17 protein-coding genes and 1 pseudogene are annotated in these 13,933 nt (G+C 69.2%); 7 read left to right on the plus strand and 11 right to left on the minus strand.

The window, feature by feature from the left end:
- Nucleotides 1-104 precede the first annotated feature (104 nt).
- Nucleotides 105-884 (plus strand): annotated as a pseudogene (locus K4G64_RS17130) (MaoC/PaaZ C-terminal domain-containing protein); the annotation flags it as partial.
- On the opposite strand, the gene K4G64_RS17135 reads toward K4G64_RS17130, so the two are convergent.
- From K4G64_RS17135 to K4G64_RS17170, 9 genes are all read right to left on the minus strand, one after another.
- The gene (locus K4G64_RS17135) at nucleotides 872-1,540 is read right to left on the minus strand and encodes a TetR/AcrR family transcriptional regulator (RefSeq protein WP_221756904.1); all 669 of its coding nucleotides are present in this window, start codon (nucleotides 1,538-1,540) and stop codon (nucleotides 872-874) included. The pseudogene K4G64_RS17130 and the gene K4G64_RS17135 overlap by 13 nt on opposite strands.
- Nucleotides 1,541-1,636: 96 nt before the next feature.
- Complete coding sequence (locus K4G64_RS17140; RefSeq protein WP_221756905.1) at nucleotides 1,637-2,950, minus strand: dicarboxylate/amino acid:cation symporter; 1,314 nt, start codon at nucleotides 2,948-2,950, stop codon at nucleotides 1,637-1,639.
- Between the two features lie 66 nt (nucleotides 2,951-3,016).
- Nucleotides 3,017-3,118, minus strand: a complete 102-nt coding sequence (locus tag K4G64_RS41410) for a putative leader peptide (protein ID WP_374206419.1) — start codon at nucleotides 3,116-3,118, stop codon at nucleotides 3,017-3,019.
- A gap of 140 nt (nucleotides 3,119-3,258) precedes the next feature.
- Nucleotides 3,259-3,558: a DUF4229 domain-containing protein gene (locus tag K4G64_RS17145; protein WP_221756906.1), complete on the minus strand. Its 300-nt coding sequence runs from the start codon at nucleotides 3,556-3,558 to the stop codon at nucleotides 3,259-3,261.
- A 91-nt stretch (nucleotides 3,559-3,649) separates the two neighbouring features.
- Nucleotides 3,650-4,174, minus strand: a complete 525-nt coding sequence (locus K4G64_RS17150; protein ID WP_221756907.1) for a GNAT family N-acetyltransferase — start codon at nucleotides 4,172-4,174, stop codon at nucleotides 3,650-3,652.
- Nucleotides 4,175-4,190: 16 nt separating this feature from the next.
- Nucleotides 4,191-4,841 (minus strand): UdgX family uracil-DNA binding protein, encoded by a 651-nt coding sequence (locus K4G64_RS17155; RefSeq protein ID WP_221756908.1) that lies wholly within the window; start codon nucleotides 4,839-4,841, stop codon nucleotides 4,191-4,193.
- Nucleotides 4,842-4,913: 72 nt separating this feature from the next.
- Entirely contained in the window at nucleotides 4,914-6,077 is a 1,164-nt protein-coding gene (mqnE, locus tag K4G64_RS17160) for an aminofutalosine synthase MqnE (protein ID WP_221756909.1), read from the minus strand.
- An 82-nt stretch (nucleotides 6,078-6,159) separates the two neighbouring features.
- Nucleotides 6,160-6,615: an Lrp/AsnC family transcriptional regulator gene (locus tag K4G64_RS17165; RefSeq protein WP_221756910.1), complete on the minus strand. Its 456-nt coding sequence runs from the start codon at nucleotides 6,613-6,615 to the stop codon at nucleotides 6,160-6,162.
- Nucleotides 6,616-6,672: 57 nt separating this feature from the next.
- Nucleotides 6,673-7,335, minus strand: a complete 663-nt coding sequence (locus K4G64_RS17170) for a UbiX family flavin prenyltransferase (protein ID WP_221756911.1) — start codon at nucleotides 7,333-7,335, stop codon at nucleotides 6,673-6,675.
- 115 nt (nucleotides 7,336-7,450) lie between these two features.
- Between K4G64_RS17170 and K4G64_RS17175 the strand changes: the two genes are divergently transcribed.
- The 3 genes from K4G64_RS17175 to K4G64_RS17185 all read left to right on the plus strand — a co-directional run bounded on the left by K4G64_RS17175 (nucleotide 7,451) and on the right by K4G64_RS17185 (nucleotide 10,192).
- Nucleotides 7,451-8,062, plus strand: a complete 612-nt coding sequence (locus tag K4G64_RS17175; protein WP_221756912.1) for a rhomboid family intramembrane serine protease — start codon at nucleotides 7,451-7,453, stop codon at nucleotides 8,060-8,062.
- 264 nt (nucleotides 8,063-8,326) lie between these two features.
- Nucleotides 8,327-9,610, plus strand: coding sequence for a S1 family peptidase (locus tag K4G64_RS17180; protein ID WP_221756913.1), 1,284 nt, complete (start codon nucleotides 8,327-8,329; stop codon nucleotides 9,608-9,610).
- Between the two features lie 57 nt (nucleotides 9,611-9,667).
- Nucleotides 9,668-10,192 carry a hypothetical protein gene (locus K4G64_RS17185; RefSeq protein ID WP_221756914.1) on the plus strand — a complete coding sequence of 175 codons (525 nt, stop codon included), beginning with the start codon at nucleotides 9,668-9,670 and terminating at the stop codon, nucleotides 10,190-10,192.
- A gap of 14 nt (nucleotides 10,193-10,206) precedes the next feature.
- On the opposite strand, the gene mqnP is transcribed toward K4G64_RS17185, so the two are convergent.
- The gene (mqnP, locus tag K4G64_RS17190; RefSeq protein WP_221756915.1) at nucleotides 10,207-11,109 is read right to left on the minus strand and encodes a menaquinone biosynthesis prenyltransferase MqnP; all 903 of its coding nucleotides are present in this window, start codon (nucleotides 11,107-11,109) and stop codon (nucleotides 10,207-10,209) included.
- A complete protein-coding gene (locus tag K4G64_RS17195; RefSeq protein ID WP_185012773.1) occupies nucleotides 11,106-12,557 on the minus strand; it encodes a menaquinone biosynthesis decarboxylase in 1,452 nt (483 codons plus the stop codon). Before K4G64_RS17195 ends, mqnP begins: the two co-directional genes overlap by 4 nt.
- A gap of 66 nt (nucleotides 12,558-12,623) precedes the next feature.
- Between K4G64_RS17195 and K4G64_RS17200 the strand changes: the two genes are divergently transcribed.
- From K4G64_RS17200 to K4G64_RS17210, 3 genes are all read left to right on the plus strand, one after another.
- Nucleotides 12,624-12,917, plus strand: coding sequence for a PLD nuclease N-terminal domain-containing protein (locus tag K4G64_RS17200; protein WP_221756916.1), 294 nt, complete (start codon nucleotides 12,624-12,626; stop codon nucleotides 12,915-12,917).
- A gap of 68 nt (nucleotides 12,918-12,985) precedes the next feature.
- A complete protein-coding gene (locus K4G64_RS17205) occupies nucleotides 12,986-13,591 on the plus strand; it encodes a DUF6232 family protein (protein ID WP_221756917.1) in 606 nt (201 codons plus the stop codon).
- Nucleotides 13,588-13,932: a hypothetical protein gene (locus K4G64_RS17210; protein WP_221756918.1), complete on the plus strand. Its 345-nt coding sequence runs from the start codon at nucleotides 13,588-13,590 to the stop codon at nucleotides 13,930-13,932. The genes K4G64_RS17205 and K4G64_RS17210 overlap by 4 nt, the downstream gene beginning before the upstream one ends.
- Nucleotide 13,933: the final 1 nt, after the last annotated feature.

A 13,933-nucleotide genomic window follows, 5' to 3' on the forward strand; every position in this document is an offset into this window, starting at 1 on the left:
GCGGGGGGCGGGTTCAGCAGCCGGGCGGCTAGGGAGGTCGGCGCGGAGGCCGGGAAGGGCGAGCGGGGTACCGGGGACGTCCCCGCCGGAGCCGGCGCGGTTGAAGGGGGCCCGCAGGGCGCCCCGGCTCCGGCGGGGAGTTCCCCCGCACCCGGCTCGTCCTGCCCGGCCTGCGCGTCGACCTCGCGCGGCTCGCGGCGTACGAACGGGTCTGCGGGTTCCCGACCGGGGAGGACGCGCTGCCGGTGACGTATCCGCACGTGCTCGGATTCCCCCTGGCCATGCGGCTGATGAGCGGCCGGGGCTTCCCGCTGCCGCTGCTCGGCCTCGTCCATACGTCGATCACCGTCACCCGGCACGCACGGATGCCGGCGAGCGGCACCTACGAACTCTCCGTGCACATCGAGGGGCCGGCCCCCCACCGGCGCGGTACGGAGGCCACGGTCGTCACCGAGGTGCGCGGCGGCGGGGACCTCGTGTGGGAGTCCAGGAGCACCTACCTGGCCCGGCACCGCACGCGGGAGCCGGTCGCCGCTCCCCGGGAGGCGGAGGCGCGCGAGCCGCTGCCCGAGGCGGCGCGGTGGCGGCTGGCCGGGGACGTCGGGCGTCGCTACGGGACCGCCTCCGGGGACCGCAACCCGATCCATCTGCACCCGCTCACGGCCCGGCTGTTCGGCTTCCCCCGGGCCATCGCCCACGGCATGTGGACCGTGGCCCGCTGCCTCGCCGCGCACGGCGTCCCGGAGTCCTGCCGTCTGCGCGCGGAGTTCCGGGCGCCGGTCCTGTTGCCCGGCGAGGTGACGTACGCGGAACGGGACGGCCGGTTCGAGCTGCGCGGCGGCCGGGACCGGGTCCATGTGACGGGCGACGTCTACCCGGTGTGAGGCTGCCCCGGCTGCTCCTCCGGGGGCGCCCAGGGCCGTCCCGCCATGAGGTCGCCGAGACCGGCCCAGGCGAAGTTCATCAGCGTGGCCGCGGCCTGGCGGGCGGTGACGCCCGGGGTGGCGTTGGCCCAGGCGGCGAGCGACTCGGCGGCGCCGACCAGGGCCTCGGCGAGACCCGCGACCTCGCGCTCGGGCAGGTCCGGGTCGCGGTGGGCCTCACGGGCGCCGGCGAGGATCAGCTGCGTCACGAAGACGACGATCTCCTCGCGCATCGCGGTGACCTCGGCCGCGAACGGCTCGCCGTGGGTGCGCGCCTGGAGGTGCAGGACCGACCAGGCGTCGGGGTTCTCGCCGGTGTGGGTGAAGAAGGCGCCGAGGCCCTCCCACAGTTGCCGGTCGGCGGGCAGGTCGCGGCGGACCCCGGCCCGTACCGCCTCGACGAGGGCGCCCGCCTCCCGGCGGATGCAGGCGGTGAAGAGGTCTTCCTTGGAGTTGAGGTACAGGTAGACCAACGGCTTGGACACTCCGGCCAGTTCGGCGATCTCGTCCATCGACGCGGCCATGTAGCCCCGTTGGCCGAAGATCCGCACGGCGGCGTCCAGCATCTGCTGCTCACGGACCGCGCGCGGCATCCGCTTGGTCTTCACGGCACCCATACCGCTTAGCGTACGGGCCCCCTGGGCGGCCCTCGCCCGGGAAACCGGGGAAGGACCGCCGAGGGGGCCCGTCTGTGACCGGGACCGATCGGTCCGTCAGGCGGCCGCGGGGACCGGCTCGGTCTTGTCGCGGGGCTCCTGGTCGAACGGGTCGTCCAGGGAGGAGCCGTCGGCCGTGGCGTAGGCGTCACGGTCGAGGAGGTTCTCGCGGGCCGAGACCAGCACCGGGATCAGCGCCTGCCCGGCGACGTTGGTCGCGGTGCGGATCATGTCCAGGATCGGGTCGATCGCGAGGAGCAGGCCCACGCCCTCCATCGGCAGGCCGAGGGTGGAGAGGGTCAGGGTCAGCATGACCGTCGCGCCGGTCAGGCCGGCCGTGGCGGCGGAGCCGACCACCGAGACGAACGCGATCAGCAGGTAGTCGCCGATGCCCAGCTGGATGTCGAAGATCTGGGCGACGAAGATCGCGGCGATGGCCGGGTAGATCGCGGCGCAGCCGTCCATCTTGGTCGTGGCGCCGAACGGCACCGCGAAGGACGCGTACTCCTTCGGCACGCCGAGCCGCTCGGTGACCTTCTGCGTCAGCGGCATGGTGCCGACCGAGGAGCGGGAGACGAAGGCCAGCTGGATCGCGGGCCAGGCGCCCTTGAAGAACTGGATCGGGTTGACCTTGGCGACGGTCGCGAGCAGCGTCGGGTAGACGCCGAACAGCACGATGAGGCAGCCGACGTAGATGTCGGCGGTGAACGTCGCGTACTTGCCGATCAGGTCCCAGCCGTAGGTGGCGATGGCGTAGCCGATCAAGCCGATCGTGCCGATCGGGGCGAGCCGGATGACCCACCACAGTGCCTTCTGGAGCAGGCTGAGGACCGACTCGCTGAGGGTGAGGATCGGCTGGGCCTTCTCGCCGAGCTGGAGCGCGGCGATGCCGGCGACGGCGGCCATGAAGACGATCTGCAGCACGTTCAGCTCGGTGAACGGCGTGATGACGTCGGTCGGGACGATGCCGGTCAGGAAGTCGATCCAGGAGCCGGTGCTCTCGGGCTTCGCGCCGTCCTTGGGCGTGAGGCCGGTGCCGGCGCCGGGGTTGGTGACCAGGCCGATGATCAGGCCGATGCTGACCGCGATCAGCGACGTGATCATGAACCAGAGGAGGGTGCGCGAGGCCAGGCGGGCCGCGTTGTTGACCTTCCTGAGGTTGGTGATCGAGACCAGGATCGCGAAGAAGACGAGCGGGGCGACCGCGAGCTTCAGCAGCCCGATGAAGGTGTCGCCGACCTTCTCCAGTGTCGTGACCAGCCAGGACACGTCCTGGTTGCGGGCGATCCAGCCGAGCAGCACGCCCAGGAGGAGACCGGCGAGTATCTGGACCCAGAAGGGCACCTTGAAGGACTTCGTGTGTGAGGACACGGACTGACTCCGTTGGGGGACGCGAGGGGGGAACTGACGTGGGAGACGGCGGGGGGTTGCGTTACGTCAGGGACGACAGAAAGCGGACGCGCACCGACAGAGATCCACGTGCAGCCGCGCCACGAGCGGAACGCTCGGGGGCGAAAGGGGCGCGACTGCTGACTTCATACACCGACCTTAACACCTGAACTTTGAGGACCCCAAAGCCTGGCTTTGACAGGTGATGGCGCACACACACCCATACAACGCAAAGCGCCCCGTTTCCGAGGATGTACGGAAACGGGGCGCTGAGAACGCGTGCGGGGACCTTACGAGGTCTGCCCCTGGGCCGGGGCGCCGTCGTCGGCCGCGTCCTCCTGGCTGCGGTTGGCGTCCAGGTTGGCCTTCATCCGGTCGACGCGCTGGGCGACCTGGATCGACGCCCGGTCCCGCTCCTTGCGCAGGACGACGAAGCTGATCGGCGCGGAGATCAGCAGCGCGAGCAGCACGACCCACAGGCCGTTGCTGTTGCCGAGGCCGCGCGGGGCGATGCCGGAGTAGACGGCGCCCCAGACGACCACGAGGCAGCCCACGAAGACTCCGAGGCGCATCAGCGTGTAGCGGAGCATCTCAATCCACTCTTCCGGTTCGAACGGTCGGAACGCACCCAAAGGGGCACCGTCCAGTGAAGCACGCCGAACGGCCGATCTTGCACGGGGGTCAGGCCATCGGCAGCAGCATGATGACGTCGTCGCGGTCGTCCCCCGGCGCCACCCGGATGGCCCCGGGGATGCGCCCGACCTCCTTGTAACCGCAGGACGCGTAGAACCGCTCCAGACCGAGGCCACCGCGACAAGTCAGCCGGATCGCCTCGATGCCGTCCATGCGCCGGACCGCGTCGGCGGCGGCGCCGAGCAGGTCCCGGCCGTAGCCCTTCCCCTGGTGCCGCGGGTGCACCATCACCGTGTACAGCCACAGCCAGTGCGTCATCAGGTGGTGCGTGTTGTAGGTCAGGAACGCCGTCGCCGCGACCCGCCCCTCCTCGTCGTGCCCGACGAGCAGCTTGACCCGGCCCTCGGCCATCGACGCGAAGTGCTGCACCAGCGCGGGCCGGATCTCCTCGCGCGTCACCGGCGGCACGTACCCGACGGCTCCGCCGGCGTTGGAGACATCGGTCCACAGATCGAGCAGGCCGTCACGCAGCTCGGGGGTGACGGCGGGGTCGAGCGTGAAGGTAAGGGGCATGCAGGGATTCTAGCTATTACGACAGTGCGTCCGCGGCCACTTTCAGGTCCGACACCAGCCCCCGGTACGCGGCCTCCCGGTCGTCGGACCGCAGCACCGACGAGGGATGCACGGTCGGCACCAGCCGCTCGGCCCGCCCGTGGATCTCCTCCTCCAGCACCGTCCCGCGCACCTGCGTGACCCGGAACGAGGACCCGAGCAGGGCCTTCCCGGCGGTGGCCCCCAGCACGACGATCAGCTCCGGCTCCACGACGGCGAGCTCCGCGGCCAGCCAGGGCCCGCACGCCGTCATCTCCCGCAGGGTCGGCGCCTTGTGGATCCGCCGCTTGCGCGGCTCGGCCCGCGTGAACTTGAAGTGCTTCACGGCGTTGGTGACATACGCCTCGGCCGGATCGATCCCGGCCTCCGCCAGGGCCCGGTCCAGCAGCTTCCCGGCGGGCCCGACGAACGGCTTCCCCTGCCGATCCTCCTGATCCCCGGGCTGCTCCCCCACGAGCATGACCCGGGCGTCCGCACTCCCGTCCCCGAACACGGTCTGGGTGGCGTCCCGGTGCAGAGGACACCCCCGGCATCCGGCAGCTGCCCGCCGCAGGGCGGGCAACCCGCCGCGCGCAGGAAGAAACGGCTCGGCGGTATAGGCGTCCTCAGAAGCCTCGGCCCTGACCATGCCCTCCGGGTACCCACCCCAGGGGCGCGGGGAACTGCGCGACCAGCCCCACGCACCTGCACCCGAAAGCGATCAAACCCTCATCGGCTGCGGAGACTCACGCCGCTCAGGGTCGGGCCCCTCGTACTCCCGAATGATCTCGTACCGCGTATTCCGCTCCACAGGCCGGAACCCGGCATCACGAATGAGGTCGAGCAAGTCCTCACGCGTCAGCTTGTTCGGCGTCCCATAGTTGTCCGCGTCATGAGTGATCTTGTACTCGACGACAGACCCGTCCATGTCATCCGCACCATGCTGCAGGGCAAGCTGCGCGGTCTGGACGCCGTGCATGACCCAGAACACCTTCACATGCGGCACGTTGTCGAACAGCAACCGCGACACCGCGAAGGTCTTCAGCGCCTCCGCCCCCGTCGCCATCTGCGTCCGCGCCTGAAGCCGATTGCGGACCTTGCCGTCCTTCATGTCGACGAAGTCGTGCTGGTACCGCAGCGGGATGAAGACCTGGAAGCCGCCGGTCTCGTCCTGCAGCTCCCGCAGCCGCAGCACGTGGTCCACCCGGTGCCGCGGCTCCTCGATGTGGCCGTAGAGCATCGTGGCCGGGGTCTTCAGCCCCTTCTCGTGCGCGAGCCGGTGGATCCGGGACCAGTCCTCCCAGTGGGTCCGGTGGTCCACGATGTGCTGCCGGACCTCCCAGTCGAAGATCTCGGCCCCACCACCGGTGAGGGACTCCAGACCCGCGTCGATGAGCTCGTCGAGGATCTCCGACGCGCTCATCCCCGAGATCGTCTCGAAGTGGTGGATCTCCGTAGCCGTGAACGCCTTCAGCGAGACGTCCGGCAGCGCGGCCTTCAGCTCCCGCAGCGAGCGCGGGTAGTAGCGCCACGGCAGGTTCGGGTGCAGCCCGTTGACGATGTGCAGCTCGGTGAGGTTCTCCGACTCCATCGCCTTGGCGAGCTTGACGGCCTCCTCGATGCGCATCGTGTACGCGTCCTTCTCCCCCGGCTTGCGTTGGAAGGAGCAGTACGCGCAGGAGGCCGTGCACACGTTCGTCATGTTGAGGTGACGGTTGACGTTGAAGTGCACGACGTCGCCGTTCTTGCGGGTGCGCACCTCGTGGGCCAAGCCGCCGAGCCAGGCCAGATCGTCCGACTCGTACAGCGCGATGCCGTCCTCACGGGTCAGCCGGACACCCGCCCTGACCTTCTCCTCCAGCTCGCGCTTGAGCCCGAGATCCATGCCCACACCTTTCTACGACGACGTCCTTTACCGTACGCCCCCACCCTTCGGGCGGGAGGTGCCCCCATACGGCCCTTCGGGCCTACTCCTCTTCGGGCAGCTCCCCGACCCGGTTCTCCCACTTGGTGGAGAGCACGATGGTGGTCCGCGTCCGGGAGACGCCCTCGATGCCGCTGAGCCGGCGGATCATCTTCTCCAGGCCGTCCACGTTCGCCGCCCGCACCTTGAGCATGTACGAGTCGTCGCCCGCGATGAACCAGCAGTCCTCGATCTCCGAGAGGTCCTTCAGCCGCTGCGCCACGTCCTCGTGGTCGGTGGCGTCGGAGAGCGAGATGCCGACCAGGGCGGTGACGCCGAGGCCGAGCGAGGCGGCGTCGACGGTGGCCCGGTAGCCGGTGATGACTCCGGCCGCCTCCAGCCGGTTGATGCGGTCGGTGACACTGGGTCCCGACAGTCCGACGAGGCGTCCCAGCTCCGCGTAGGAGGCCCGGCCGTTCTCCCTCAGGGCCTGGATGAGCTGCCTGTCCACCGCGTCCATTGCGATCGAAGCCTTCCGCTGAAGTTGTGGTTGAAGTCCGATGGGTTCGGGTGCCGCTCAGCCGTCGCGCTGCGCCCCGCCGCCGAGTTCACCCTGCCAACGGCGGTAGAGCCGGTGCGGCACGCCCGCCGCGTCGAGTACGCGTCCGGCGACGAAGTCCACCAGGTCCTGGATGTGCGTCGCGCCCGCGTAGAAGGCGGGTGAGGCGGGCACGACCGTCGCGCCCGCGTCGTCGAGGGTGACCAGGTGCCGCAGGGTCTGGCCGTTGAGCGGGGTCTCGCGCACGGCCACGATCAGCTTGCGGTCCTCCTTGAGGGTGACGCTCGCCGCCCGTTGCAGCAGGTCCTTCGACAGTCCGAGCGCGACCCCGGCCACGCTCGCCGTCGAGGCGGGCACGATGATCATGCCCTTGGTGCGGTACGACCCCGAGGAGGGCCCGGCGGCCAGGTCGCCGGCGCTCCAGTGCCGCACGGCGCCGAGGTCGACGGAGAAGGTGTCCGGCTTGCCGTCGGCGCCCCGGGACAGCCATTCCCGCAGGTCGGACTGCCAGTGGGCGTCCCGGAAGGAGATCCCCGTCTCGTCCAGCAGGGTGAGCCGGGAGGCCCGGGACACCACGAGATCGACGCTCTCACCGGCATCGAGAAGAGCCCTCAGCACGGCAGCGGCATACGGGGTGCCGGAGGCCCCGGACACCCCTACGATCCAAGGCGTACGCGGCATCTCGCCTGGCTTGACTGGGTTCACAACACCGAGCCTATCCGGCGGCCCAGGGTGGGAACCGGCCAAGGGGTGCGGGCCGTTGCACGGAGGGGACGAGCGAGCACTGGGGGTCGCCATGCCGGATCCGCGAGCGGGGTGGTCACAGGGCGATCGTGCGCTGGCCGCGGGCAAGCTGATGCTGGCCTGGGTGGCGCTGCTGTGGCTGCTGGAAGTGGTGGACGTGGCCACGGGCCATGCGCTGGACGGCTTCGGTGTCACCCCGCGCGACCCTTCCGAGCTGGTCGATGTCGTCCCCTCGTCCTTCATCCACTTCGGCTTCGCCCATCTCGCGGCCAACACCGTGCCGCTGCTGGTCCTCGGCTTCCTCGCCGCGCTCGCGGGGCTGCGCCGGTTCCTGCTGGTCTGCGCCCTGATCATCGTCGCGGACGGCCTGGGCGTCTGGCTCATAGCCCCGGCGCACACCAACACCGCGGGCGCCTCCGGCGTGATCTTCGGCCTGTTCGGGTTCCTCCTGGTCAGCGGCTTCGTCGAGCGCCGGCCCCTGGGCGTCCTGGCCGGGGTCGTGATCGCAGCGATCTGGGGCGGCTCGATCCTGGCGGGCCTGGCCCCGACCCAGTCGGGCGTCAGCTGGCAGGGCCACCTGATAGGCCTGCTCGCGGGCGTGGCGGCGGCGTTCCTGTTCCGCCGCCCGGTTGAGGCTCCGGGGTCCGCCAGACCGGCGCCGTGACCGAAATTGCATGTCCGAAAAAAATCCCCTACGCGACTCAATGTGCGTGATAAGTTCATGTCAAGTAATCGCAAAGTGGCAAGAATTGCCTTGCTGCGGTCACTTCACGACTGAATCAGGGGGAAGTAGTTGCGTCAGAACATGGGGGAAAATCGGCGTCGTCTCGCTGCTGTCGCCGCGGTTTCGGCACTGACAGGTTCGCTCGTCCCCGTTCCGCACGCCATGGCGGCGGAATCCGGGACCGCGCCGGAGCGTTCGGTCTTCTTGAACTCCGAGAGTGGTACGGGCGTTGACCGGCCCGTCCTCGACGGAATCAAGCAGACCGCGAAAGAGCAGGGGATATCCCTGGACAAGGCTTTGGATGCGCATCTCGCCAAGGCCGCGTCCGCCACGGAACCCACGCCGGAAAGCCAGCCCGACGGACCGGTGGACACGCCGGACGTCATGGTGGACGACCTGACCGCGGGAGAGCTGGAGGACATCCAGGCCATGGCGGCGGAGAGCGAAGTTCCGCTCTCGGCCGCCATCGAACAGCACGGATGGCAGGATCGGTTCACCGAGATCGCCGAAAAGCTGGAGACGTCCTTCCCGGGCGAGTTCGCCGGCGCGGAGAAGACCGCGGAGGGCGCGTGGTTCGCCTTCAAGGGTGAGGCTCCGGCCGAGGCGCTGAAGCTCGCCGACGGGCTGCCGGCCGCCGCCGAGGTGGTCAGCAACCGGGGGTTCTCCGAGGCCGAACTCGCCGCGGCCCAGGAGAGCGCGCACACGGACGCCCTCACCCAGCGGGACGTCGACCAGGCGATCAGCTACTACGACGTCAGGGCGGGCGAGGTCACGGTCCAGGTCCAGCTGGACCCGGCGGCCCCGAAGACGGCCGCGCGTTCGGCCGCGCTGCGCGAGCGCGTCGCCTCCGCCGTCGACACCGACGGGATCCGGGTCACGGTGAAGGTGGTGGACAACGCCTCCTACGAGAAGCAGGACGGATACATCCGGGGCGGCGGCTATCTGTCCGTCGGCTGTACGTCCGGGTTCAACCTGAAGGCGATATCCAGCAACACCAAGCGGCTCGGCACGGCCGGCCACTGCACGGAGGTCGCCTCCCAGACGTACTCCAACCACAGCACCCACGGCGGCTCCACCGGCGTCAAGACGGTCTGGAGCCACCAGGGCGGAAACGGCGATCTCGGCTACACCACCAAGGGCAACAAGGCCAGCACCCGGACCTTCTACCAGAAGACCAACAGCGCCCGGTACGCGGACTCGCGCGGCGCCATGCCGGCCGTGGGCACCTCGATCTGCAAGTTCGGCAGAACGTCGGGGAAGACCTGCAGCACCGTCAAGTACCGCAATGTGACGGTCGGAAGTCTCAAGCACATGGTCGTCATGAAGGGGAACGCCTGCAAGCCCGGCGACAGCGGCGGCCCCTGGTACTACGGCGGAACCGCCTACGGCATTCACACCGGACTCGTGAATGACGGCGGGACGCAGCGGTGCCTGTTCACTCCGGCATATCTCTTCCAGAACCGCGGATACGACGTGTGGACGCGCTAGTTTGACGAATGAGATGATCGGGACGGGGAGACAATACAACCCGTCCCGATCATTTGCGTGAAAAAGGTTGCCCTGATGAAGTCGATAAAGGTCCTTCTCTTCGCTTCCGTGAGCGTGCTCGCCATTTCGGCCTGCGGCAGCTCCGGCGGGGGTGCGGAACCGGTGAAATCAGCCACCGAAAGCACCGAGCGGGTTTCCATCCCCAGTGACGAAAAGCTGTCTTTCGTCGATTCCGACCCGAAGATCATTGTCCATGATCTGGCGGTGTCCCCGGGGATGACCGTGAGCGGGCGCCTCACCTACAGCGCGGACAGCAAGTGTCTCGTGGTGAACGGCGAACGAGCGGAAGAGGCGTTCACCGCTACCCCCGTCTGGCCCAAGGGCGTCGAGCCGGTCCTGAACGGCGGCAAACGGGGCGTGCGGGTCCCCGGCTTCGGAACCGTGCTGGAAGGCGACACCGTCCACGCCGGCGGCAGCTACTGGAAGGCCGACGACGAGAGGGCGCGCGACTCCGGCATAGACCCCGCCTGCCGCGCCGAGGACGGGTTCATCGTCTTCAGCGCGGGCTCCTTCACGAAGTGAGGCGCGGCAGCTGATCAGACGGTCAGCCCCCGCACCAGCAGGTCCAGCAGCGCGCACACGAACAGCGCTATCCCGATGAAGCCGTTGACGCTGAAGAAGGCGCGGTTCACGCGGGAGAGGTCGTGGGGGCGGACGATCGAGTGCTCGTAGAGGAACGCGCCGGCGACGATCAGCAGGCCCAGCCAGAAGAAGGCGCCCGCGTCGGTGGCGAGGGCGTACCAGACGAACAGGGCCGTGGTCAGGGCGTGGCAGACCCGCGCGCCCCAGATCGCCGACGGGATGCCGAAGCGGGCCGGGACGGACATGACGCCGATCTCGCGGTCGGTCTCCACGTCCTGGCAGGCGTAGATCAGGTCGAAGCCGCCGATCCAGATCCCGACGGCGAGACCGAGGATCACCGCGTCCCAGGACCACTCCCCCGAGATGGCCAGCCAGCCGCCGATCGGGCCCATCGCCTGGGCGAGGCCGAGGATGGCCTGCGGGAAGTTCGTGAACCGCTTGCCGTAGGGGTAGATCACCATCGGGATCACCGCGATGGGGGCGAGCGCCAGGCACAGCGGGTTGAGCAGGGCCGCCGCGCCGAGGAAGACGGCGAGGGCGATGAGCGCACCCGTCCAGGCGTGCTTCACCGACATCGCGCCCGTCACCAGCTCGCGCTGCGCCGTGCGCGGGTTCCGCGCGTCGATCTCCCGGTCGATGATCCGGTTGACCGCCATGGCGAAGGTGCGCAGGCCCACCATGCAGACGGTGACCAGCAGCAGCTTGCCCCAGTGGATGTTCTTGTCCCACTGGAACATCGCGGTGAGCGCGGCGATGTAGGCGAAGGGCAGCGCGAAGACCGAGTGCTCGATCATCACCAGCCGCAGGAAGGCCTTGGTGCGTCCCGGCTGGGGGATCGCGGCGGACGCGGAACTCACAGGCCGTACTCCTTCCAGCGGCGGTCCACCTTCGCCGCCGTCTCCGGGTCGGACTCCACCATGTCGGGCCAGCCGCCGTCGCGGGTGTAGCCCTCCTCGGGCCACTTCTTCGTCGCGTCGATACCGGCCTTGCCGCCCCAGAACTGCTGGTACGAGGCGTGGTCGAGGTGGTCGACCGGGCCCTCGACGATCGACAGGTCGCGGGCGTAGTCGGTGTTGCCCAGGGCCCGCCAGGCGACCTCGTGCAGGTCGTGCACATCGCAGTCGGAGTCGACGACCACGATCAGCTTGGTCAGCGACATCATGTGCGCGCCCCAGATCGCGTGCATGACCTTCTGCGCGTGCTTCGGGTACTTCTTGTCGATCGAGACGATCGCGCAGTTGTGGAAGCCGCCCGCCTCCGGCAGGTGGTAGTCCACGATGTCCGGCACGATGATCTTCAGCAGCGGCAGGAAGAAGCGTTCCGTCGCCCGGCCCAGCGGCCCGTCCTCCGTCGGCGGGCGGCCCACGACGATCGACTGGAGCAGCGGCCGCTTGCGCATCGTGACGCAGTCGATCGTCAGCGCGGGGAAGGGCTCCTGCGGCGTGTAGAAGCCGGTGTGGTCGCCGAACGGGCCCTCGGGGAGCATCTCGCCCGGCTCCAGCCAGCCCTCGATGACGACCTCGGCCTGCGCCGGCACCTGGAGCGGCACGGTCTTGCAGTCGACCATCTCGATCCGCTTGCCCGCGAGGAACCCGGCGAACAGGTACTCGTCGATGTCCCCGGGCAGCGGCGCTGTCGAGGCGTACGTCACGGCGGGCGGGCAGCCGAAGGCGATCGCGACGGGCAGCCGCTCGCCCCGGCGCGCCGCCACCTGGTAGTGGTTCCGGCTGTCCTTGTGGATCTGCCAGTGCATGCCGATGGTGCGCTTGTCGTGGCGCTGGAGGCGGTACAGCCCGAGGTTGCGGACGCCGCTCTCCGGGTCCTTGGTGTGGGTCAGCCCCAGGTTGAAGAACGACCCGCCGTCCTTCGGCCAGGTGAAGAGGGCCGGCAGCTGGTCCAGGTCGACGTCGTCCCCGGTCAGGACGACCTCCTGCACGGGTCCGTCCTTCACCTTCTTCGGCGGGACGTGGGTCATCGCGCCGAGCTTGCCGAAGGCCTCGCGCACGCCGACGAAGCCGTGCGGCAGCTCGGGCTTCAGCAGCCCGCCGATCCGCTCGGTGATCTCGGCGTAGGACTTCAGGCCCAGGGACTTCAGCAGCCGCCGGTCCGTGCCGAACACGTTCATCGCGAGCGGCATGCTCGACCCGCGCACGTTCTCGAAGAGCAGGGCGGGGCCGCCGGACTTCTGCACCCGGTCGACGATCTCCCCGACCTCCAGGTACGGGTCCACCTCGGCCTTGATGCGCTTGAGGTCGCCCTCGCGCTCCAGCGCCCTGAGCAGGGAGCGAAGATCGTCGTAAGCCATGGGGTCCAGTATCCCCGAGCGGCTACCCTGGCCTGGAACCACCCACCGCTTTCGCTGAGAGGCCCCATGCTCCGGGTACTGATGTTCCTCGTGCCGCTGGCGCTCAGCGTGTACGCGTTCATCGACTGCATCAGCACGAAGGACGACGAGATCCGCCACATGCCCAAGCCGCTGTGGGCGCTCCTCGTGCTGATTTTTCCGCTCGTCGGGTCGATCTCCTGGCTCATCGCCGGCAAGAAGCGGGTGCCCGCGGCGGAGCGTCCGCGGCAGTGGGTCGCGCCGGACGACAATCCGGACTTCCTGAAGTCCCTCGACGAGGACAAGAACAAGGAGGACGACCCGAGGCGCGACGAGTCCTGAGGGCTCCGGCTCTCCCGTCCGCGTGAAACCACTTGCCCTCGGTAAGCACATGGTCGCCAATGGTGTCCATGGAGACACAGCAGCCACCGGGGCAGTTCGACGTACCGCCTCCGCCCGCCAAGCCCCCGCGCGCCATGACGGACGTCGAACTGCGCGTCCACAAGCGCCTGTTATGGGTCGGCACGGCCGCGTACCCCCTGCGCAACATCGCCCGGGTGTACACGTTCACCCTGCACCCCAAGCGCAAGGAGGCGGCCTTCCGTTTCCTGACCCGCGCCCTGATCACCCTGGCCGTGGGAGTCGGTCTGTCGATCATCGGCAGTCTGACCTTCATCGACGGCAGGTCCACGGGCACCGGGGTCCTCACGTTCGTGTGGCTCGTCGCGGGCGCGGCACTGATCTACTTCTTCGTGGACATGCTCTCCATCGTCACGGCCCAGTCGCACTACGTCCTCGCCGTCGAGACGGCCGGCCCGTCCACGGCGATGGTGACCAGCCCGAACCCCCAGCACCTCGACCAGCTCGTGGGCTACGTCGCGGGCGCGCTGGAGAACCCCGACACCGAGTTCCAGGTGACGGTGGAGCGCCTGACGATCAACTCACCCACGAACTACCACTTCGGCGACAGCGTGAACATGTACGGCGGCAGCGGAAACACGGGGATCGCGGCATGAGCGGAAACAACTACCACTACGGCGACAGCGTCACCATGCACGGCGGCAGCGGCAACACGGGCATCGTGAAGAACGGGGCCTCGGGCGAAACGGACCCCGCCCTGCGGCTGGCCCTCGCCGAACTGATCCGCGAGGTCCGGGAGTTGCGCGATCAGCTCCCACAGCCGAGCGCGCAGCTCATCGACGAGTCCCTGCCGGTGCTGGCCGCGGACGCCGCGCCCGCGCAGGAGCGGCACCGGGCGCTGATGGCGGTCGCCGCGATCGCCGCGGCCGTCGGGGCGGTGGGGCAGCCGGTGGCGGAGGCGGCGAACCGGATCCTGCAGATGGTGAGCGGGCAGTAGG

The sequence above is a fragment of the Streptomyces sp. WAC04114 genome (genome assembly GCF_019733245.1).
Classification (GTDB): domain Bacteria; phylum Actinomycetota; class Actinomycetes; order Streptomycetales; family Streptomycetaceae; genus Streptomyces; species Streptomyces massasporeus_A.